Genomic DNA, 21,771 nt, shown 5'->3' on the forward strand with positions numbered 1-21,771 from the left:
AATTCACATATGCTTCACAATAAAACGAGTATGGTTCTCTCTCAACCAAACTAAATATGGAGTTACAACAAAAATGATTAAACTGTCTAAACGCGGCGCCTTTCTGTTTTTATTAGTGTCACAAAGTGTTTTTGCAGAAACGAATACAAATCCCTTTCAAGACTTTTACTCTGCCGATGGCACAGTAGTTCAGGTAGAACAAGTTGTGTTAGAAAATGGTAGAACACAAATAAGTTATAAAAGCTTTGATGGTGAGCAGGTTAACGGTCAAATAAGCTACCCTGCGTCAAACTCAGATAAGCACCCCGTTCTAATTGCTTTGCACGCAATGGGAAGAAGCTACCCACGTTGGTGGAACGCTGAAATTAATGGCTCACCTACAATCACACAAGCGAACAAGATAGCTCAAATGGCACATGAAAATGGATATGCAGTTATGGCGCTGGATGCAAGGTATCATGGTTCACGCAAACTTGTAGATAAACCACTGCAACTTATCATGGGAAACATGAAATCGGGTGCCCCAGAATTGTACTTGGACATGGTGCAAAACAGCATCAGAGACTATAAGCTTCTACTAAATTGGATTACAGAACAACCGCAGTTTAAAGGAATGCCAATACACGTTGTTGGGTATAGCATGGGAGCACAAATGTCACTCCTTTTAGCCGCAGCCGATCAACGTATTGAAAAAATGATGATCATTGTTCCGCCCAATGTTGACGAAAAAATGGAGTATGTATCCCCCATAAATGCCGCGCAATTTATCAAACATCAAAACGTGTTGTTGCTTAGCTCGAATCAAGATCAGTATTCGTCACAATCTGAATTTTCGGAATTGTTCAATGCCATGCCGACGAAATCCAAGTTGCAAATAGTTTTTGATGCAGACCACATCTTGCCAGCGAATTACCCCGACGTTTTGCCTTTTTGGTTCGAATAAAGTGTAGACGTCATCGATGAAGCAGAGAAACTCTCTTGAAGTTTGATCGATTCAAGAGAGGGTTGCACTAATCATTATCGAAAAAAAATGGCCGGCCCTGAGGGACTCGAACCCCCAGCTATACCTTAGGAGGGAATCGTTTTATCCTGTTAAACTAAGGGCCGTGCAACGGCGTTAATCTTGCTTCAAAAATGCCCCGATTACAACTGCAAATATGGTTTTTTAACTTGTTAAAAAGCTCTGATACTTTCTTTGTAAACGCAAAAGTGAATCAAAAGCGAATATCCCGCAGCAATCATAAAAAGAGCGGATGGCTAGCGTCAAAGTGATCAAAATGGCATACTGTATTCGAGCGATTTAGCTAGGATAGCAATGTGGACACCTTACAAGATATTGATTTAAAAACATTGACAAAAAAGAGTTTCTGGAAAAGTAGTGCATACATATTTCTTGATATTTCTATTCTATTTTGCATTCTTATTGTGGCATGGCAAACAGATAATATCGCAATTACTCTCGTGGCTATTTTATTGATTGCTCGGCAGCAAAATGCATTAGGAGTACTAGCACACGAGGCGAGTCATTTAAATTTATATAAAAGTAAAAATGCAAATTTATTTATAGGTAGAGCTTTTATGGGAGCATGTTTAGGGATCAGTTTTGATGCATACAAACACGCTCACTTTCTTCATCATAAACATATGATGACTAAGAAGGATCCAGATCTTGTATTTATTGAAAAGTTTCCTATTGCTAAAAACAAATTGTGGTTGCAGTTTCTACCTGATCTACTTGGCTTATCTTGGTTATATCTAAATTTATATTACTTAAACTATGCAAGGAAAAATAAAATTGCTTTGGTGACGGTGATTGCTTCTCTTGTGCCCGGACTCATATGGCATATTGGATTGATAAGCCTATGCTTTATGGCCGGTAAGTGGTGGTTTTATTTTTTGTATTGGGTGTTGCCTATGACCACCTTGGTTCCAATGTTTATGCACATTCGAGGTATTTGTGAACATGCTGGTAGGGAGCCTTCTAGAGATGCATTCAGAGGCGCTAGAAGTGTTAAAAAGAATGGCTTAGCCATGCTCGTTGCGCCTCATAACTACAATTATCATGTTGAACATCATTTGGTGTCTAATGTTCCGCATTACAATATTCCTAGGTTACATAAAAGCCTAAAAGAAAATGAGTATTATTGTAAGGAAGCTTTTGCAGCGAATTATAGAGAGGCCATAGAAAAATTAATTGTCTAATGAGCTTTTTAAAGCAAAAGGCTACGATACTTAATTGAGCCACGTAACAATTGGAAAAAATTGCAAGAATCTTTACAAAAATAAAAGCCTATTCTAAACAATCGTTTTAAGCCTTTCATTGCGACCGTTTTTTCGCTACCACGCACAAAGCAATAAGGTAAAAAGAGTAATAAACTAAACCATGAAAATAACACACCAATCAACCCAATAAGCCCCAAGCAATATGTTGCCTGTACCTGGTCAAAGAAGTAACGAAGATAGAAAAACTTTCTGGTTTGAGGGAAGTCTTTAGGAATTCGAGGAACAACCATCATGCGCTTATCAAATAACCATTGGGTTGGGCTAATAACATCAACGACATGGTATACCGTCGCGTCAGAGGAAAACTTACTGGCATATCCTAAATTTTTAACTTTCCACGCAAAGTCGGTATCTTCGCCTCCCATAACAACTAAATTTTCAGGGTCCTCATCGGCACGAAATGAACCCACTTTCATAAATGCCTCCCTACTATAAAAAATATTGACGGTCTCATAAATAAAACTCTCTTGTCTGAGTTCAAATGAGCGATTAAACACGTTATGGGGAGCCCCGGGTTGCGGGAGGGTTTGCCCTTGCACTAAACCGACATTTTTTCCAAATGCCAATATACCTGAACGTAGCCACTTAGGACTTGCTTCACAATCGCTATCCATAAAAGCGATATATTCGCCTTTTGAGCTCTGAGCACCTAGGGTCCTAGAAGGCCCTGGTCCTTCCGCTTTTTTGCGAAGACATTTGATAGAACATGGTGATTCGCTTGCAAGCGCATTCACCATCTTTTCGTTAGCATCATTAGAAGAACTATCTACAACAATGACTTCAAAGAGCGTAGCCGGATAATCCTGTGTTATACAAGAACGCACTGCTTTTTCGAGCAGTACGGTGCGCCCATATGCCGGTATGACTATGCTGGCCATTGGCAACTGATGCGTATTCACTCTTAAAACCTCAAAATATCATCTGAAAGTTGATTTTTATGCCAAATCATTATTTTCTTTTTAGTTCAATACTGGTCACTGAATGTTTGGGAAAAGTAAAGCTAAACTCTTTGCCTATATTATCTAACGGATAATCATTTAAGGTCACCTGATTCATTGAGCCCTCATTAAATTGGCCATTTTCTTCATCAGACTTTTGTTTGCCCCACTTTAAGTTGGGTACTGCGATCACTTTTGAACCGGTATGTGAATCAATATTCACGCCGCCCAAAATCCAGCTTTTCCCATCAGACTCAGGAATAAAGTTTCTCAAATTAATTGAGGTTTCTATATCTGCATCAAAATGTTTATTGATACCCATAATATATAGTGTGTCACCATCTTCACTAACACTTGCTACTACGTCTAAATAGGGCACATTTTTTTGTCCTTCAGACCACCCAATAGAAGGTGTATTGAATTTTGGACTCTCGGTGGTGCTAGCAATGACTTGTGTGCCGAAATGTTTGGTAAACAATTCAAAGGCATAGGCTCTAGGCGTTGGTATCCACTCTGGATCGGGCGGGAAACGGCTATTTGCAGAAGACAGCCATCCGAGCACACTAAAATCATTGAGCATCCAAAATGCAGCCATTTTAGTGGGTTTACTTTCGATAAATGTTTTTAACGTACTTGCCGAAAATATAGCAGAACCGAGTGTCTTAGGGTGATCGACATAATCTCCCGCATGGAAGAATTGAAAAATTGGCCCCCATTCAGTCACTGCGATAAAGGGTCTATCAGCTTCATTTGGGTAAAATTCGGCCAACTCTTGATCCATCCGTTTTAAATTGTTGGCAATAGCGATTGGACGTCCCATCATCGCTTTGTAAACAGTCTTCAAGGGCTTGCCAGCATGGTCGCCAGTTAAAATAGGTGCATAGGCATTATGAATTGAAACAAAATCAAAGTGTCCTTGCATTTCGTCATAGACAATCCTGTTCCAATTTTTATAGTCCATTTGCTTATACAAGCCCTCGTTAAGACCACCAATGATGCCTATTTTTATCCGAGGGTCAGCTTTACGCATTGCTTTGGCAAATGTTAACGCTCTCTTAGCGTAGTCTTTTGGTGATACTGTAACGGCTTTAGAAACATGGTTGCCATTATTAATGTACTGCTCGTTACCAATTTCCCAATATTCGACACGTAGACGGTCTTTGTTAACGTATTTTATCCAATCTACTGCGTCTTGCGGGGTGCCATTCGTAAAATTAACTGTAAATATCAGCTCTGCGCCAATGTCTTCGGCCATCGCAATTACTTCTTCGGTGCCAAAGTTTGGCACCGAGGCATCTGCTTTACCTGCCTCATGAGTTATTTTAGGTCGTTTATTATAGGGTCCGATACCGTCACGCCAATTATAGAAATCAGAATAAATACCGCCAGGATAGCGAATAAGTTGCAGACCCATATTTTTAGATAATCGAGTGATCTCCGGATCTACTCGTTGTTTATCTTCTTGCCATAAACTTGTTGCATTCCAGCGCCATTCTATATTTCCACCATACAATGCAGAAGGAATATCATGTTTTATATCTGCACCATCAACATCAATTGATGCTTGCAGTGTTTGTGGGTTTTCTGAGGGACGCCAAGGGCTACCGTCATAGTTGATGCCCGCTTTAGGTTGTTCGGCAACTTTTGTAGGTTGGCTGAAATTAGTATCTAAGCGGGCAGAAATATTGTCAAAATAAGCTCGGCCAGATTCGCCTGACACCCAAACAGACAAATAGAGTTTTACATTATTGCCAATTGGTACTTCGTAGCTGTCTTGATAAAATTTCCAGCTACTATCTGCCGCAGAGTGGAACAGCATCTTAAACTCACCGGTTTTACCATCAACAACACTCACTAAGCCTACTAGTGCGTTGGCACCGCCTTGAACAGACATATTAGCGCCAAAATGTAGAGTCTTACCTTGCAAGTTTGTAGTGTTAATTTCTTGCGCAACGGCCAAGGGTTGGTTTTTGTCATTATTTTTATTCGGAATTAATGCTAGTGCATATTGACCGGACAAAGCATTTTGCGAATGTTCTACCGAGCCTTTTTTACCGGTCGTTCCTAGATTTCTGACCCATGCTAAAGGTATGTCCGAAGCTGTTGTAGAGCTTAACTCAAAACCACCATTTTGAACAAACTCACCATTTAAACCTTCGGTTGGAAATGCTTGAATTCCGCCACTTTCGAAACCGCCTGCATTCCCTTCGCCACAACTAATTACTAACAGTAGACATAGAAAGAATGCGATAGAGAATTTGCCCATTAGTTTTGAGGTTGACAGGTGAGAGTTTTGCATATTGTTCCCTTTAAAAAAAATTCTTATTTGTTGTTTGGTACTGATAGTCATGAGTCCATCTTTGAGATACCATTAAACAAACTAAAGCCGCTCCGGCAAGCCAAACTTTTTGGAAATAGCATTATGACCTGCGTGAGTGTAATAGTAAATACGTATAATGGCAGCAATACTGTCGAAGAAACTTTAAACTCCATTACTTCACAGACCTTCACAGATATTGAGATTATTATTTGGGATGATTGTTCCACAGATAATACAAAAGATGTAATCAGTCGCATTGAAGATGATCGTATTACGCTATATCAATCAGACACCAATATAGGGTTAGGAGCTTCTCGTAAAGCCGCATTAAGAAAGGCAAAAGGGGACTGGGTTGCCTATCTTGATCAGGATGATTTATGGGCCCCCACTCACCTTGAAAAAATAATCAATAAAAGCAAGTTGGGTGAGTATAGTTTTATTTATGCGCGTACTTTACGTTTTTACGATAGCGGTGATTATATTGAGTACGATCACCGACATGAATATGAGCCTTTGCCTGAAGGCGATATATTTTTAGAACTATTTAAAAATTCTTGTTTTATTGCGATTGGTTCTGCCGTTTTTAAGCGAAAAGAACTACTTGCTATTGATGATGTCCCTGAACAAATAAGTGCATGTCCGGATTATTATTTTTATCTACGCTTAGCGCACAATCAACAAGTTGGTGCTGTTCAAGAGGTGGGTTGTTACTACCGTATGTTTGATGGCAACATGACTATGCGCTGGGGTGTTGTCATGCAGACAGAAATATTATGGTTATTGGACCAATGGCAACGGTTTATTCCGCCTAAACTGCTAAACAAAAGACGTAAAGTACACCAGTCGTTCAAAGCGTATTGTTTGTGGAGACAAGATAAAAAGTATAAAGATGCGCTGTTTACATTATTAAAAAATGGGTCAATATTTTATTTTGTCTCTAGGCCCTTCGTTCAGTATTTTCGAAAATTGAAACGTATGGTTAAATTGCCATGGTGGCGCCGCGATAGGAACATAAATGTAAAATTGATGAAAACTAAAGTATCTGCGTATAGTTTCTCTCATACTATTGACACTATTTCAGACATGGTAGAAAAGCAGCAAGGTGGATATGTGAGTTGCGCGAATGCCTTTGGATTGACAATGGCTTATGAGGAAAAAGATTATAGGGATATTCTTAATGAGGCAAATATTGTGACTACCGACGGTATGCCTATTGTCTGGACATTACGCGCGATGGGTGTTGAATGCGAAAGAGCGCACAATGACGATTTAGTACTCGATTGCTGTGAACGTTTTGATAATTGGACACAAGTATTAGTTGGTGGGCGTGAAGGTCAACCCGAAGAAGTAGCTGAAGAGTTACGTAAACGTTATCCAGGTATCAAAATTTTAGATTGCTTTCCAACTCCGGAAAGACCCGTTTCTGCAGAATATACGAACCAAATTATAGAGCGCATCAATCAATTAAAGCCAGATGTCGTTTGGGTGGCACTTGGCACACCAGCACAAGATGTTTGGATGTCTGCAGTGAATGGGCGTATTAGTGCACCAATGGTCGCTTGCGGAAGCCTTTTCGATTTACTATCTGGAAGAACTAAACCTTGCCCTGAATGGATGAAAAAATCAGGTTTACAATGGTTATACCGTTTATCGCTTGAGCCTAGACGTTTGTTTAAGCGTTACGCTTATTACAACAGCAAGTATGTATTGGTAGCATTTTTAGAGATTATTAAAAGCCGAATAAAGCAGAAAGGAATTAAATTTGTCGAGTAATCTTACAACAAATAAGTCTGATCAACTTAAAATTTTACATGTTTTTAATCAACCTAGAGGCGGGGGCGGGTCCCTTGCTTCGACGCTTGCTACCATTTCAGTCTTTAAAAAAGCGGGACATATAGTAGATTCATTTACTAAATCTAGTAAAGACTTACCTCAGGGGCTAAATGGTGGTTTACATGCAGCGCTGAAATCCTTATACAACCCAAAATCGATTACTGAATTTAAACAAAAACTAACTAGTTTTAATCCAGATATCGTTCATGCTAATGAGTTTTTTCCGTTAATTTCACCGTTTGTGCTAGAAATATGTAAAGAACGGGGAATTCCCGTCGTATTCACTTGTGACGATTACCATTTAACTTGCCCTGCCAGAACACATTTTTTAAACGGAAAGCTTTGTACAAAATGTATTGGCGGGAAGGAATATCACGGTATTTTAAACAAATGCAAAAATTCTTACCATGAAAGTGCCGTTAATGTTGCTTATAACTACAAATTGCGAAAAAGCCAATTGTATAAAAATACGGTGGACCATTTTATTACGTGTTCAGAGTTTACTAAAGAATGGTTGGTGGAACATGCGAACATTGAACATAATAATATATCAGCCATTCCTCATGCGATAGAAATACCAGACACTTCAGTTAAAGCCGAGCAAGGCCAATACGCTTCTTTCGCAGGACGTTTTGTGAAAGAGAAAGGGATAAATACTTTGCTTGCCGCGGCGGATATTTGTAAGGTACCGGTTAAGCTTGCCAGAAATGTAAACCATTTTGTCGATATTGATTTACCAAAAAGTGCTGATGCAATTGTGACGCATGGTCGCGAAGATTTAGCCGAGTTTTATCGCAATGCTCGATTTCTTGTTTTTCCAAGCAATTGGTTTGAAACCTATGGTGTAGTAGGTGCAGAATCTATGGCGCATGGGGTGCCAGTTTTAGCGGCAAAAATTGGTGCCTTAAATAATCTCATTATTGAAGATGAAACGGGTGTTTTCTTTGAAGCAGGCAATTCAAGTGACTTAGCAGATAAAATGTTAGCTTTGTGGAATGATCCGGAAAAATGTACACGCTTGGGGCAAGCCGGCCGGCAATATGCGATAGAGAATTTTAGCTTAGACGCCAATTATAATAAAACGCTAGCCGTGTATCATAGGGTGTTAAGATAAAAAACCACTAAATGTCGCAGTTACCTTAGTTGTTGAAGCTTTTAAAATACTCAATGGTTTTCTCTAAACCTTTTCTCAATGGTATTGTAGGCTCCCAATCAAGTTTTTCTTTTGCAAGAGAAATATCTGGTTTGCGTTGTTTAGGGTCGTCAAATGGAAGTGCTTTGAATACTAATTTACTTTTGCTTTCTGGGATAAGAGAAAGTACTTCATCTGCCAATTCACGCATCGAAAATTCAGTGTTATTGCCTATATTTACTGGACCGTGAAAATCATCCTCATTATCCATCATCGCGACCATGCCTGCCAATAAATCGTCGATATATTGAAAGCTTCGCGTTTGCTTGCCATCACCGTAAATGGTGATATCTTCGTTTGCCAAGGCTTGAACAATAAAGTTAGAGACTACGCGCCCGTCATTCGGGTGCATATTTGGACCATAAGTATTAAAAATACGAATTATACGCGTGTCGATATTGTGTTGGCGACGATAATCAGCAAACAGCGTTTCTGCAGCCCTTTTTCCTTCGTCATAACATGACCGAATGCCTATTGGATTAACTCGTCCCCAATATGATTCAGGTTGTGGGTGCACGTGCGGATCACCATAAACCTCGCTCGTTGATGCTTGAAGTATTTTAGCACCTACTCGTTTGGCCAAACCAAGCATGTTGATGGCACCATGCACGGAGGTTTTCAGGGTTTGCACTGGATCGTGTTGATAATAAACAGGAGATGCGGGACACGCTAAATTGTAAATTTCGTCTACTTCGACATAAAGTGGGAAAGTAACATCGTGACGAACAAATTCAAAATTGTAACAGTCAAACAAAGCTTGGATATTTTTCTTGTTACCCGTAAACAGGTTGTCTACGCATAATACGTCGTGACCTTGCTCGACTAACTGCTTGCACAAATGGGAGCCTATAAAACCCGCGCCTCCCGTAACCAATACTCGTTTCATTTATTATCCATGTCCTTATGACAAGTTATTTCAATAATTGAAATCTATTATGTATTTATTTTCTTCGTTTTAGAATACTAAACATGCCAATCATTAGCAATGCAAAAAGTGATGGACTAGACGCATCTACCGGTGCAAGGGTGCCTGATACAACCAACTCGATTAGATCTTGATTAGTCGGATCAGCAAAGAGTAGAGCAAAGGTGCCAGGCGATGCATTGCGTTCGAAAGCACCAAAATAGTCAATGTTGCCAGCGTTTAATGATGCATCAGAGAAAAGCAAGCCATTTCCAAATGCCGATAATTGAACAAAAAAGCCTATATTACCAGTACCTGAGAAACTGTTTTGTACAACGCCTTGATCAACATCTACCACAATACCATTTGCGAAATTCACGACCGCTTCAGAGTTATCGCCATCATCGCTGCCAAAAATAACATGGCGATTATTGGCATCTAAAACGTCACTACCTTCAAAGTAAAAACCAAAAATGTTGCCATTATTTAGTATTGCCTCGCCAATATCGAGGATTTCAGTGCTAAACAAAATATTGTCTGCAGCAAAGTAGCCTGTGCCATCAATATCATCCGCTAGCGTTGATGGATCAGGGTTAGCGATAAAAGCGGCGTTTGCTGTAAGTGAAACAAACAATGAAATACAAGCGACAACATAGAGGTATGGTTTCATGTGAATTCCTAGGGCTTTTGTATTTTAAAATTAAAAATGATGAAAAGTTATACTTATACTTGAAATTCATGCAAATATTAAGCCGCTTGATTAAAGTGCAATAGAAACAATGATATACATCGAAGCCATTGGTTTTTAACCAGTTTAAAAATGAAAAGTGTAAAAAATCCTGACACTTTTTATGATGCAAAATTTTACTAAATAGAGATTTCTTCAGTTGAATTGCAAGAATTTACTTTTCCGATATTGAGAATAGTTTTATTTTAAGCGATAGTATGCGTCAAGTGTTTGCAGCGAAGTGCTACGAGAATCATCGTTGCGTTTGATGCGCTGTATATTTAAAAGTAAATTATATAAGGAGACAGGATGTCCTTTTGGCGAGGGAAAAATGTGTTTCTGACCGGAGCATCCGGTATTGTCGGTAGCCGAGTTCTCAAAAGGCTGATTAACCAAGACAGTCAAATCACAATATTCACCTCAAATCCGGACTTTGGTGTCGACATAAGTGATGCTACCAAAGTGAAAGTCGCATGTGGGACCTTGCAAGATATAGAAAGCATAAAGCAGGCGATAAATGGACAAGATTTTGATGCTGTGTTGCACTTTGCTGGTCAGAGCCAAGTGGGGCATAGCGAGATTGCCGATACTTTTGCAGTTAATACAGTAGGCACTTTACATTTAATGCGTACGTTAAGCGAAATCAACTCCAAAGCATCAATAATGCTTGCAAGCACAGCAGCATGCTGCAATGCAGATAATATTTTTTTAAACTCATATGCGGCTTCAAAATATTGCGCAGAGATAATAGAGCGGAATTTTGCAAAAGCGACCGGATTGAATAGTTTTTCGTTGAGGTTGGGGAATATTTATGGCCCGGGAGAGAGGCATAATAGCCGTTTGGTAATGTCCTTGCTCACACAAATATTAAAAGATCAAAAGATTACATTACGCAGTTCATTAAAAACGCAAAGTAATTTACTTTTTGTCGAGGATGCAGTTGACGCGATATTGTCTTTGACGGAATATAATAGTACCGAAGGAAATCTTCCAGAAAATTTAGTGTTGTGTAATACAGAATCTGTTTCAATACAAAGAGTGATAGATGAACTATCAACTCTACTTGCGCTTTCAACCGAAGTGATTGATGAAGGCGTGGATTTACCGACTATAAAACAAGCAGTATTGTCGCCATCAAAATTTATTACTGAGAATTTAGCATGGCAAGCAAAAAGGTCATTGAATGAAGGCTTGCGCGCCACGATTGAATGGTATCAAAAAGAGCAATCCAGAAAAGGAAAAAAGAATGAATCGCTTAGCTGAATTTTACGCGGGTAAGAAAGTATTGATTACCGGACATACTGGTTTTAAGGGAGTATGGTTAACAGCTTGGTTAAGGCAGTTAAATGCAGATGTCATAGGCTATGCCCTTGATCCACCAAGTGAGCCTAGTAACTTTGAAGCGTGTCATATGGAAAATAGGATAACGCATGTTGAAGGGGATGTTTGCGATGCTAAACATCTAGAGGAAGTATTTGAAACCTACAATCCAGATATCGTTTTTCATTTGGCTGCGCAGTCTCTTGTGCGCTATTCAATCGACCAGCCTGCCGACACATATGCTGTAAATGTTATTGGTACAGTTAATGTGCTAGAAGCAGCACGCAAATGCGAGTCAGTTCAGGCCGTTATCTCTGTGACGAGCGACAAGTGCTACAAGAATCAAAATTGGCAATGGGGGTATAGAGAAACGGACGAACTTGGCGGCATGGACCCATATAGTTCAAGTAAAGCATGCGCAGAGCTAGTGGTAAGCTGTTTAAGTGATTCTCGTTATCAATTGTCAGCGGGCTCAAGCAAGGTCACACCCATTGCTTCGGTCAGAGCAGGGAATGTGATTGGGGGCGGTGATTGGGCCGCTGACAGGATTATCCCAGATATTATACGAGCAATTGATTCTAAACAAAACGTTATTATCAGAAGCCCCAAGTCAACAAGACCTTGGCAACATGTTCTTGAACCGTTGAGTGGTTATTTATGGTTAGGGGTTAAGCTGGCTGAAGACCCTGAGACCTTTCTTGGGGGGTGGAACTTTGGACCTAAGAATGACGACATTTGGACAGTAAAAGACATCGTTCATGGCCTTTTAAAACGTTGGAATTCTGATGACACGAAACTCATAATAGATGAGGATAAATCAGGCGCAGAGTCAAAGTTACTCAAATTGGATTGCAGTAAAGCACTCAGCGAACTTGATTGGAAAGCAATTTGGAGTGTACCTACTGTATTAGATGCTATCGTAGAGTGGTATCAATTATATTTGTCAAATTCGAATACTGATATGTATGACCTAGTCTTAAAACAAATACAACAATATACCGCTGATGCAGAAACCGCAGGCCAAACATGGGCTCAACAAACTAACACTGTAGGAGAATAAAATGACAGATTCTTTTAAATGCTTGGCATGCAATCATGAAAAATATCATATGGTGTTAGACATGGGAGATGTCCCATTGGCTAATGCTTTCATAAAAGATCTAAGTGATACCGCTGATCAAAATCGAGAGCCATTGTCGCTGGTAATGTGTCCAGAATGCGATTTGCTTCAAATAAAGGACGAGGTTGATCGCACGAAGTTATTCAGCAACTATTTGTGGATGACATCTACGTCGGCAGGTGCGAAAGCACACGCTGAAAAATTATCTACACGCTTATGGGAAAAATTTGGCAGTGATGAAAAGCAACCATTTTTAGTTGAGGTAGCAAGCAATGACGGCTTCTTTTTAGAGCACTATCGTGATGTAGGCTTTGATATCTTAGGTGTCGATCCATCTAATTTTGCACAAGAAGCCAATGATCGAGGTGTTCCGTCGATTCGCGATTTTTTTGGCGTGAAAGTTGTCGATAAAATACTAGAGACGCGCGAAAAGCCAGAAGTGATGGTTGCTCGAAATGTACTTGGGCATTCAAGTGAGCTGCAAGATTTAATCGCTGGAATGAAGAAGCTTTTAGCACCAGAAGGTACTTTGGTGTTAGAACTACCATATGCCTATATGCTGCGCGCTGAATTGCAGTACGACACTATTTTCCATGAACATTTGTCATACCTAACGGTGGGTTCTTTGCACAATTTATTCAAACGTTTTGGCTTAAAAATTACCGACGTGGATTTTGTGCATATGAATGGTGGTTCATTGCTTTGTGAAGTTAAACATGAGGAAAATGAAACACCTGCAAATGATCACTCAATGCGAGCATTTGAAGAGTTTATTGGTTTGAATAGTATCGAGGGCTGGCGCTCGTTTACTAAAGACGTTAATAAACAACGCCGCGACTTAGTTGCTTTGTTAGAAAAACTAAAGTCCGACGGTAAAAAAGTTGTGTCCTATGGCGCTGCCGCGAAGTATATGACCATGCTTAACTATTGCGATATAAAAACGGATTTAATTTCAGCTTGCGGTGATGCAAACGATAGAAAACAAGGCTTACTTTGCCCTGGAGTACATATACCTGTTGTAAGTCCGAAAGAGCTCATGGATATGGATCCGGATTATGTGCTTATAGGCGCTTGGAATTTTAAAACTGAAATAATCAATCTACTGAGAAATGATTACGGATTTAAGGGCGAATTTATTATGCCGCTGCCTTATCCAGAAATTATATCTGACTAACAATCCTTAATTATTCATGTTACGCACTGTATGCCTCACTACTTTTTTGTAGTGAGGCTTTTTTCTGATAACGAGCTTTTCTTTCGTGATATCGCTATCAACGGCTAACACTGGGTACAGCCTTACACCATCTTGAAGACTTATCTGGCCAGTGGTAACCGTATATGCCCCTAGTTGCACATGATTGCCCAATTGTGGGCAAATATCTAAGTTGGGTGAAATGAAATCGCTGCCTGCTTGGCAAATTGCAAGTGAAAAAATAGTCAAATTTCTACCGGCTCTACCTTCAAAAACCACTCCAGGTGGGTGAGATAACCTGCAAGCGGGGCCAATGCAACTATGTGACGGAATATGTACTTTAAATAGAGATAAATTGATGCGTGCAACAAACCGTCCGAGTAGATTCCAATCATTCACATGTAAAAAGTGAGATAATCGATAAATGAAGAGACATAAAATTTCGGGTGTTAAAAAAGCGCTTAACTTGCGTTTCCAGCTTTTTCCGAGTGCTCTATTAAGTGGTGATTTATTTAGATAACGATTTATATCTTGACGCACGTTAAACCACATCCCTCGCCAAGAAGCGTGCCCATATTTTCTGCAATTGAAAGAATCGTTACTCTTAGGTTTTGGCATTCGACAGCGTTCTAATTTCATAAGAAAGCACATCAGTATTGCTTTCTATATTGCGCGTAACAACCACTACTGCACCAATATTTACATTGTCGCCAATACTTACAGGCCCTAACACGCCGCTATGGGATGCAATAGTAATATTGTCGCCAAGTAAACAAAATCCAGGTCCAGCGCCAATGTCCTCTGTCTTGCCTGTTTCTCCACCTAACCCAGCACATGCACCTAAACTTAAATTTTTGCCAGCAGTACCCATCACAGCAACGCCAATGGGATGCATGACTACAAAACCTTCTAGAATATCAGCGTGCTCACTAATATCAGCGCCTGTCCAAAATAAATTGAATTGCCATATCAAGCGTCCTAGAGTATTCCATGATCTGGCTCTGCAATAATTAGCAATACGAAACAGAAATACCGCTTGAAAACTAGGATGTAACCATGCACGTGTGCGCTTATATGTCGATTGTCTGTTAAGAATGCTGAGCAAGCGCTCATGATCAACTTTTAGTCGGCGTTTAACTTCTTTAAATGTAATTCTAGGACTCGGATACATCGTTACGCAGCCTTATTATCGACATGACCTTGGCAATACTGGTTTGTTTAGTTAATAGCACCATGCCAAGCATTGAGATTGGCGCCAAAACCAATTCAGCTGCACTGGGCAGTTCAATCAAATACTCAAAGACCAATATAGTGATTGCACAGGTTAAACAAAGCAAGCCTGCCGAAACAAAATTGATGCTACATTGCGCTTTTGTCTTAAGGTAAAACAGGGTTAAAGGAAATACAATAAATAACTCTACTGAGACAGAAACGACAGCTGTGCCAAAATACCCATAGTCTCCCGTGATTATTAAAAGCAATATAATTTTCACAATGACGGCGAACGTAAAAAAGGTAAAGGCTGTTTTTACGGCGCCAGCAATAAATAAAATCGGTCCCAGTGATGCCGAAAATGACTTAAACAAACACATGAGCATTAACAAATGTAAGGCATCGACACCTATGATCAATTCAGGGCTAATTAATGACATCATAAAATCTGCCCCTGAATAAATTCCAGAAACCGCAAGAAATCCGAGCAAGGCAATAATCGAAAATGCCTGTTGTGTGGCAGTATAAAATTTCTTCTTGTTGTCTATCCAATACCTAGCTAAAACCGGATAAAATACGGTGCCAACAGCCGATAAAATCATGAATAACGGCCATACTAGTTTTTGCGCAGCAGAGAAAATAGCAACATCGGTTAATGAACTAAATTTCGTTAACATTAATATTTCGATAGCATTGTTTAACACTGAAAATAAACCAATAAAGCCAATAAGATATGAAGCATTCCAAAGGTCTTTAGCTTGTGCAAAGCTTGAGCCTGTCAGTGTTAAAAAACGTCGTTCAGAAAAATAAACACAAAAAGCTAAAAAGCTAGCTCGGGATAAACCAAGACAAAAAGCGATACCTAGAATACCCTGATCCAGATAAAGCGCTAACCATATGAATGGGATTGTTAAGACAATCGAGATGAATTCAGCTAGCATCTCTTTTTCCATCGTCAAATGTATTTTAAAAACGGTTCGATAGACGCTGACAAAGCCATATGCAAATAGTCCTATCGCAATAAATATGCCGGCTCTCATCATATCAACCGTGGTATGAAATATGGCAAGCATGGCTATCATTGCTGCTATTCCGAGAGGTATTTGCACACTTTTAAGTAAACACAAAGAGGCCAGTCTCTGGCTAAAAGATGCTTTGTCTTTACTCACTTCTCTCACAAACACATCGGTGGTACCAAAATCCATAAACCATTCAGCAATCATCATTATGGCTAACAGCAACGAATATTCAGCAAAAGTATCGGCACCAAATTGTCGAGCAATTATTGCTGCAATGACCAGTCGCAGTATAGAGTTTAGATTTCGACCAAGTGATAAAGCGACGCCATTTTTTAACAGCTTCCAATTGGTATGATTTTGTCCATCCGAAGCAGAAAATTCACCGGCGTCAGAGTCGGCTAATTCAGAATTTTCCTTACCTTTATGATGATTCATGAATTATGTTTGGATGAAATAAAACGGCTTAAATCAGATGCCAGCAGCTGTGCGTTTAATTTAACGCTAGCGCTTTCAACTACCTCACTCACAGGTTTTTTGGAACGATGAGCTTTGGGTATTTCGGATGCAACTTTAGGTGTTAACCTTAAAAATTGTGTTAGCGCGGTATAGGTATCGTGAGCGTTATCTATTAAATCCGAATAGTCTAATTCAAAGACTTTGCTTTTTTCTATCTGCTTTATATCATGTTGGTATTTTTGGAGATTATTGACGATATCGCCAGTCATTAATTTTGCAATTAGTTTAGTAAAAACTCTACGGCCAAGCAGTAGGCGTAAGATTGTAAATGTTTTTGTGAGTCTTCTAGTAATCGGAATACTATTTGATAACAGCGAAAGTAGAGGATCCTTGGTCTCTGTAAAATGTAAAGCATTGTTAATTTCAGAATTTAGAATTTCTTTGGGTGAGCGCTTAATATAAATAAATTTTGCCTCGGGAAAATTGTCCGAAATAAATTTGCCTTGCCCGATATCCCATGGATTTTTTAAAATTAAGGCTTGTGAATCAGTATTTATTGCAGACAGTTTATGTATTATTTGTCGCATTAAGGGTAATGTCTTTTGGTTGCATGAAAAAGCGCTTCCCCAACGTTTAAGAATCCAACCATATTCTTCGGCTGTATTGGGTCCAAGTGAAATACTATCATTGCCCCGTTTTGAATATGCTAAGGCATGAAAAAAAGAAGACAATGCATGCTTGTATTCATTCTCCGCATTGTTTTTTGAAATGTTGAGTAATTCAGGAAAATACACGATATCAAAGATACTAAGTTTTGCCGTTCCATAGTATTCAGTAAGACTCTCATACAAGAAGGTTGTGCCAGAACGGTGTAAGCCCATAATAAATATTAGGGGTTTGTCAGGTAACTTGGTGTCAGATTCTTGCGTTTCTGATATCAACTTTTTGTTTTGGTTGATAGGAAAGCTTTGGGCGTTTTTTAACGCCTCTTGAGTGTTCATTAAGCTCTCCTTGCGTTAATGGTATTTGTTAATTGCTGTTTATCCATCACTTGGCGCCAATAGTGAATAACTACAATAATTGCAGATAACAAAAGAAATACTCGGAGAGGTTGACTAACCCTTAACGAAAAGCTTAAAAAACCATCAAATGCAAATACAAACATAGCGGCCAAACAGCCAACGTTGATAACAAATAAACCTTCATGTTTAATTTTTAAGTTTTTAAACCCAGCCCATATGATATACAACCAAAACCACATATGTAAAAAGAGCCCCAAAATACCCAGTTCTCCCCACCACAAAAAGTAAATATTGTGTACAGGCGGAATCCATCCATTGTAGATACTTTCAGAAAAGCTCAAATAGGGCGGTAGCTCTAATGTATAGGAGTTTATACCGACACCAAATAACCAGTGATCTTGTATGAGTCTGAAAAAGTCCTCCATAAACACTTGGCGACCTACAGTGGCGTCATCTTTACTGGCGAATAATCGATTAAATATTTTCCCCGCAAATGGAATTAACACCACAAACATCCCAACGCATGAGGTAATGGTTGCGATGAGGGCACGATTGCTTAACGTTCGGTGACTAATCATTAATATCATCAATACCATATATCCGATTGCAAAACCTACCCAAGCAGAACGGCTTTGTGACAATATCAAACCACACAATCCAAGAGAAATCGCTCCAGCTAGCAAGACCCTAAACCAAAATTGTTTAAAGAGCAGAAATGACCCAATCAGAACAGGAAGGATCACGGCAATGTATATGCCGAAAATATTAGCATGCAATAATAGGGCACTTGGTCTAAATGCCAATGAACCTTGCACGGAAGTATAAGCCAAGTTCTCTATGGTTTTTGACGTTGTTTCACCTAAAAATTCTAGTCCAAGCAAATTACCTTTCAAATATTGTAATATCCCGATACTACTTTGTAGCGCGATACCTAATGCGAGTGGCAAAATACAACTATAAATGTGTTTAGGTGTTTTGAGTTCGTTTACAAGTACGACAAAAAGTAACGCAACCTTTGCCATTCGCAGAAGCTCATGTGAGCCAGAGGTGCGCCAAGGGCCCTGTATAACATCCACTATTCCGATTACAATTATTAAAAGCCAAAGCCAAATGACTTTAGGGATTCGATATCCAGGAGAGTCTTTTTGCAAGGCATCCTTTAATTGAAAAATTAATAAGATTCCAACAAATAAATCAAATAATTCGAGTCGAAAAGCTTGTTCACCACCACCTTTAAAAACAATTTCGCCAAATTGCTTACTTAACGCTAATGGCAAAGAGAATACCAATAGCCAGAGTAGCAATAACCTAGGATTGGAAGATAAAATCAACATGGCTGCCATTAGCACGCCTAGCACAGCGACTAGCACCAGCTTAAAGCCGCCAACAATTAGTACTAGTAATAGAGCCATGCCAAAACACAAAGCAAAAAAGACGGCTAGTAGCGAATGAAACTTATCTTTGCTTGAAGAGGTATAATACGACATGACAAATCATGTGTTTATGGTTGATGATGCTCTCGCTTTACCTGAAATTTTTACCAACATATTCACGTAATAGTTAACATCACAAAGTCGAAGAGTTTTCGCTGCATCGAGGTATTCTTTCTGTCCAGTTTTATTTTCAATGGATGCTAGTACGACTCTTCCAGCGTGTGGAGCAACCTTTAATGCCGTTGAGCTATCAAGTAAGTAACCAGCATAAAAAATCACATACTCGTAATTATCTTGTACTTCATTAATTAGATCTGCAATTTGCCGCATGGCTTCGTCTTCACTTTTATTCTCAAGTGACCCATGCAATCCAGCAGATACTGCCGACATGTAATCGATGTTTTTAGCTTGAGAAGTTAGAATAAACTGATTAGTTTTACTTGTTGTTGTGCCGTCGGTAGTAAATAAATCGTTTTCAATATAATTTTCCAGCTCTAGCTTTGCATCTTCCAACGATAAAAATGGACCTATTGTTTCGCCTTCACGAGTGTTAAAAAACCATCCTTCATCGTTTTCATAAAATCGTTTTTTTCGAGCGTCGGGTGTAAAAGTACCAGATTCTCCAGCTCTCGACTGGCAACCTAATAAATCTGGAATGGCAGACCCGGTATTACTAATATCGATAAGCAATACAGGTTTTTTGACAATACTCGTCAGTGCCATGGTCAGCAGCACACAACTATGGGCGACGCTATCATCCTTATCGGTGCTTACCACTAGCATGGTGGGAGATTGAGTCTTGTCATGCACAAACTGTAATGCAAGTCTTCTATATGGCACGATATCTTCGGTCACTTTAACTTTTCTTCGTGCCCACCAACGTTGAATATTTCTCATTTTACTTTTAAACCAGTTTGTTGAAGGCGTTGAACTTTCATTTGTTTGCGCTGCTTGCGAGTTATCAATGTCGTTTTCTATTGCCATTACTTACTACTTACTTACGATAAGGCGATTCGGAGTGAATCGGCTTTTGAATTGTTGAAATAAAGGCATGTCGGAGGTATCAGTTTTGACTTCAACGACTGATAATTCTTGTCCGATGCCAACATATGATTCTAGAAAACGCACTGTTACTTTATTGCCTAACAAGCTCTTAATCAACGCTGCAATAACGCCTAAAATAATGCCTATAATGAGTGCAATTGGATACAAATACTTCGCTTTTGGCCAACTTTTAGACGCTGGCGGAACCGCGTAATCTACTACTCGAAGTGTGGGCATTGCTTCTTTTGCTGAAAGATAAGAAACATCAGCTTGTGCACGTTTAGTCAGAAGTACCTTGTATACTTGTTGGGCTACACTGTAACGGCGGTCAATATCCCTTAATTGCGCTGCCAATTCCGGCGCTCTTGTTAGACTTTCTACCATATCAGCCTGTATTGTTTTCATAGAAGCTAAACCCGCAGTTAAGCCAGATAATTCAGTCTCTATGTTTGATTTTCTTCGTTTAAGTTCCAACCATACTTGATTGATTGCTGTGGTGGTTGATGCTTCAGAAGTACTCTCGCTATTATTAATTAATGAATCGAGCCCAGCAATTTGAGAGAGTAACAATTCAATTTCAGGAGAATCAGCCCGATACCTTATTAAATCTGTGACTAACTTAGCTTCTAATTCTAACTTTTTGCTCTTTGCTGACTCACGAACGCCGCTTGCTTCTTTAGTACTGCTCACAATGCGTTGTTCTGGCATGTCAGCTAACTGGCGATTGATTTCTATTAAGCTTGACCGTAATGTATCCAATCGTGTATCCGTCGCGGAAATTTCGGTTTCCAAGTTTACAAGTTTTTCGACCTGTTGTGTTTCTCTGACAAAATCGAATACCAAATTATTTTCATTTAAAAATTTGACACGTTGAGTTGATGTTTCAAGAATTTCAGCATGCACTTTATCGATATGTTGCGTCAGGGCATCAATAGAGCGTTTGGCTTCTTCTTCTAAAGACTCCATGCGCCACTCCATATAAGTGTCTATCCATGTATTTGTGATTTGGTAAATTCTAGGGTGTGGGCCTTTTGCATATACTTCACCAATTAGGATGTCACCAGCGGTTTGCACTTGCAAACCTGCACGCAAATCTCTGATTGTTTTTCCTAATTCCTTTTGTTCGGGTGTAAGTGCATCAACTTCACTTGGTCCAAGTATCCATGATTTCACTTCTTTATAAGCCATGCCAGGATAGGAAATTTCCCAAAAATGAGATATTTGAGACATGACCGGATGATAAACATCGTCAAAACCTAGGTTTTCTTTTTCTATGACTCGTTTTAATACGGTCCCAGATTTCATCAATTCTATCTCTGTACGAGCATCGTTCTTACGAAATAGATTCCACTCTTTATAAAACGAGTCTCTTTCCGCATCTTCAGAGCGCTCCACCATTATTACCGCTTCGGCTCTATAAATGGGAGGCCAAACAAATTGATACAAGGCCGCTAGAAAGATTACGAATATTGTAGTGATAGCGACTAGTCTTTTGTTGACAAGAATTGTTTCTATAAGGCCTTGTAACAAACTATTGAAATCAAACATGTCAGCCGTTTGATTTTCAAAGTAAGCATGATTAGGTGCTGGGTTAGCTTCATTTTTCGGATTCGTTAACGCGTTTTTCATAGAAAAATCCATTTGTTACACTAATGACTACAACTTTATGGAAAAAGTGGATGGGAGCCAGTACAAAAAGTTATTGTCATTGTGCACAATTTTTCGTCTGGTGTCAGTTAAAATTTTAAGATAATAT

General features: G+C 39.3%; 18 protein-coding genes and 1 tRNA gene. 7 read left to right on the forward strand and 12 right to left on the reverse strand.

Going from position 1 to position 21,771, the window contains the following annotated elements; translation table 11 throughout:
• Positions 1–73: 73 nt before the first annotated feature.
• Positions 74–943 carry an alpha/beta hydrolase gene (locus RM552_RS02680; RefSeq protein ID WP_311367250.1) on the forward strand — a complete coding sequence of 290 codons (870 nt, stop codon included), beginning with the start codon at positions 74–76 and terminating at the stop codon, positions 941–943.
• An 88-nt stretch (positions 944–1,031) separates the two neighbouring features.
• Here the strand turns inward: RM552_RS02680 and RM552_RS02685 are convergent.
• Positions 1,032–1,107: transfer RNA gene (locus RM552_RS02685), tRNA-Arg, on the reverse strand.
• 210 nt (positions 1,108–1,317) lie between these two features.
• Here RM552_RS02685 and RM552_RS02690 point away from each other — a divergent pair.
• The gene (locus RM552_RS02690) at positions 1,318–2,202 is read left to right on the forward strand and encodes a fatty acid desaturase family protein (protein WP_311367251.1); all 885 of its coding nucleotides are present in this window, start codon (positions 1,318–1,320) and stop codon (positions 2,200–2,202) included.
• An 8-nt stretch (positions 2,203–2,210) separates the two neighbouring features.
• On the opposite strand, the gene RM552_RS02695 is transcribed toward RM552_RS02690, so the two are convergent.
• On the reverse strand, positions 2,211–3,182 hold the full coding sequence (locus tag RM552_RS02695) for a glycosyltransferase family 2 protein (protein ID WP_311367252.1): 972 nt from the start codon (positions 3,180–3,182) through the stop codon (positions 2,211–2,213).
• A 49-nt stretch (positions 3,183–3,231) separates the two neighbouring features.
• On the reverse strand, positions 3,232–5,520 hold the full coding sequence (locus RM552_RS02700; protein WP_311367253.1) for a hypothetical protein: 2,289 nt from the start codon (positions 5,518–5,520) through the stop codon (positions 3,232–3,234).
• Positions 5,521–5,643: 123 nt separating this feature from the next.
• On the opposite strand from RM552_RS02700, the gene RM552_RS02705 reads away from it, so the two are divergent.
• Together RM552_RS02705 and RM552_RS02710 are read left to right on the forward strand one after the other, a co-directional pair.
• Entirely contained in the window at positions 5,644–7,314 is a 1,671-nt protein-coding gene (locus RM552_RS02705) for a WecB/TagA/CpsF family glycosyltransferase (protein ID WP_311367254.1), read from the forward strand.
• The gene (locus tag RM552_RS02710) at positions 7,304–8,488 is read left to right on the forward strand and encodes a glycosyltransferase family 4 protein (protein ID WP_311367255.1); all 1,185 of its coding nucleotides are present in this window, start codon (positions 7,304–7,306) and stop codon (positions 8,486–8,488) included. The genes RM552_RS02705 and RM552_RS02710 overlap by 11 nt, the downstream gene beginning before the upstream one ends.
• 25 nt (positions 8,489–8,513) lie before the next feature.
• On the opposite strand, the gene RM552_RS02715 is transcribed toward RM552_RS02710, so the two are convergent.
• Both RM552_RS02715 and RM552_RS02720 read right to left on the reverse strand, forming a co-directional pair.
• Positions 8,514–9,452 carry a UDP-glucuronic acid decarboxylase family protein gene (locus tag RM552_RS02715; protein WP_311367256.1) on the reverse strand — a complete coding sequence of 313 codons (939 nt, stop codon included), beginning with the start codon at positions 9,450–9,452 and terminating at the stop codon, positions 8,514–8,516.
• A 55-nt stretch (positions 9,453–9,507) separates the two neighbouring features.
• On the reverse strand, positions 9,508–10,140 hold the full coding sequence (locus tag RM552_RS02720) for a hypothetical protein (RefSeq protein ID WP_311367257.1): 633 nt from the start codon (positions 10,138–10,140) through the stop codon (positions 9,508–9,510).
• Between the two features lie 366 nt (positions 10,141–10,506).
• On the opposite strand from RM552_RS02720, the gene RM552_RS02725 reads away from it, so the two are divergent.
• From RM552_RS02725 to RM552_RS02735, 3 genes are read left to right on the forward strand one after another with little or no spacing between them, the layout of a single operon-like run.
• On the forward strand, positions 10,507–11,460 hold the full coding sequence (locus tag RM552_RS02725) for an NAD-dependent epimerase/dehydratase family protein (RefSeq protein WP_311367258.1): 954 nt from the start codon (positions 10,507–10,509) through the stop codon (positions 11,458–11,460).
• Complete coding sequence (gene rfbG, locus RM552_RS02730) at positions 11,444–12,577, forward strand: CDP-glucose 4,6-dehydratase (RefSeq protein ID WP_311367259.1); 1,134 nt, start codon at positions 11,444–11,446, stop codon at positions 12,575–12,577. The genes RM552_RS02725 and rfbG overlap by 17 nt, the downstream gene beginning before the upstream one ends.
• A 1-nt stretch (position 12,578) precedes the next feature.
• Positions 12,579–13,811: a class I SAM-dependent methyltransferase gene (locus RM552_RS02735; RefSeq protein WP_311367260.1), complete on the forward strand. Its 1,233-nt coding sequence runs from the start codon at positions 12,579–12,581 to the stop codon at positions 13,809–13,811.
• A gap of 6 nt (positions 13,812–13,817) precedes the next feature.
• On the opposite strand, the gene RM552_RS02740 is transcribed toward RM552_RS02735, so the two are convergent.
• Genes RM552_RS02740 through RM552_RS02770 form a run of 7 tightly spaced genes read right to left on the reverse strand, consistent with a single transcriptional unit; the run spans position 13,818 to position 21,644 of the window.
• Entirely contained in the window at positions 13,818–14,468 is a 651-nt protein-coding gene (locus tag RM552_RS02740) for a hypothetical protein (protein WP_311367261.1), read from the reverse strand.
• A complete protein-coding gene (locus RM552_RS02745; protein ID WP_311367262.1) occupies positions 14,434–15,000 on the reverse strand; it encodes a serine O-acetyltransferase in 567 nt (188 codons plus the stop codon). The genes RM552_RS02740 and RM552_RS02745 overlap by 35 nt, the downstream gene beginning before the upstream one ends.
• The gene (locus RM552_RS02750; protein WP_311367263.1) at positions 14,984–16,495 is read right to left on the reverse strand and encodes an oligosaccharide flippase family protein; all 1,512 of its coding nucleotides are present in this window, start codon (positions 16,493–16,495) and stop codon (positions 14,984–14,986) included. The genes RM552_RS02745 and RM552_RS02750 overlap by 17 nt, the downstream gene beginning before the upstream one ends.
• Positions 16,492–17,517, reverse strand: coding sequence for a sulfotransferase (locus tag RM552_RS02755; protein ID WP_311367264.1), 1,026 nt, complete (start codon positions 17,515–17,517; stop codon positions 16,492–16,494). Before RM552_RS02755 ends, RM552_RS02750 begins: the two co-directional genes overlap by 4 nt.
• Complete coding sequence (locus tag RM552_RS02760; protein ID WP_311367265.1) at positions 17,517–19,025, reverse strand: O-antigen ligase family protein; 1,509 nt, start codon at positions 19,023–19,025, stop codon at positions 17,517–17,519. The genes RM552_RS02755 and RM552_RS02760 overlap by 1 nt, the downstream gene beginning before the upstream one ends.
• A 6-nt stretch (positions 19,026–19,031) precedes the next feature.
• Positions 19,032–19,955 carry a DUF6316 family protein gene (locus RM552_RS02765; protein WP_311367266.1) on the reverse strand — a complete coding sequence of 308 codons (924 nt, stop codon included), beginning with the start codon at positions 19,953–19,955 and terminating at the stop codon, positions 19,032–19,034.
• Between the two features lie 6 nt (positions 19,956–19,961).
• Complete coding sequence (locus RM552_RS02770; RefSeq protein WP_311367267.1) at positions 19,962–21,644, reverse strand: GumC family protein; 1,683 nt, start codon at positions 21,642–21,644, stop codon at positions 19,962–19,964.
• Positions 21,645–21,771: the final 127 nt, after the last annotated feature.

The sequence above is a fragment of the Glaciecola petra genome, assembly GCF_031846345.1.
Classification (GTDB): domain Bacteria; phylum Pseudomonadota; class Gammaproteobacteria; order Enterobacterales; family Alteromonadaceae; genus Glaciecola; species Glaciecola petra.

Coding starts and splice junctions, on each gene's coding strand:
- RM552_RS02740 (WP_311367261.1), bottom strand. CDS start 14,468: ATGAAATTAGAACGCTGTCGAATGCCAAAACCTAAGAGTAACGATTCT.
- RM552_RS02715 (WP_311367256.1), bottom strand. CDS start 9,452: ATGAAACGAGTATTGGTTACGGGAGGCGCGGGTTTTATAGGCTCCCAT.
- RM552_RS02700 (WP_311367253.1), bottom strand. CDS start 5,520: ATGCAAAACTCTCACCTGTCAACCTCAAAACTAATGGGCAAATTCTCT.
- rfbG (WP_311367259.1), top strand. CDS start 11,444: ATGAATCGCTTAGCTGAATTTTACGCGGGTAAGAAAGTATTGATTACC.
- RM552_RS02735 (WP_311367260.1), top strand. CDS start 12,579: ATGACAGATTCTTTTAAATGCTTGGCATGCAATCATGAAAAATATCAT.
- RM552_RS02750 (WP_311367263.1), bottom strand. CDS start 16,495: ATGAATCATCATAAAGGTAAGGAAAATTCTGAATTAGCCGACTCTGAC.
- RM552_RS02745 (WP_311367262.1), bottom strand. CDS start 15,000: ATGTATCCGAGTCCTAGAATTACATTTAAAGAAGTTAAACGCCGACTA.
- RM552_RS02705 (WP_311367254.1), top strand. CDS start 5,644: ATGACCTGCGTGAGTGTAATAGTAAATACGTATAATGGCAGCAATACT.
- RM552_RS02770 (WP_311367267.1), bottom strand. CDS start 21,644: ATGAAAAACGCGTTAACGAATCCGAAAAATGAAGCTAACCCAGCACCT.
- RM552_RS02760 (WP_311367265.1), bottom strand. CDS start 19,025: ATGTCGTATTATACCTCTTCAAGCAAAGATAAGTTTCATTCGCTACTA.
- RM552_RS02680 (WP_311367250.1), top strand. CDS start 74: ATGATTAAACTGTCTAAACGCGGCGCCTTTCTGTTTTTATTAGTGTCA.
- RM552_RS02755 (WP_311367264.1), bottom strand. CDS start 17,517: ATGAACACTCAAGAGGCGTTAAAAAACGCCCAAAGCTTTCCTATCAAC.
- RM552_RS02720 (WP_311367257.1), bottom strand. CDS start 10,140: ATGAAACCATACCTCTATGTTGTCGCTTGTATTTCATTGTTTGTTTCA.
- RM552_RS02765 (WP_311367266.1), bottom strand. CDS start 19,955: ATGGCAATAGAAAACGACATTGATAACTCGCAAGCAGCGCAAACAAAT.
- RM552_RS02725 (WP_311367258.1), top strand. CDS start 10,507: ATGTCCTTTTGGCGAGGGAAAAATGTGTTTCTGACCGGAGCATCCGGT.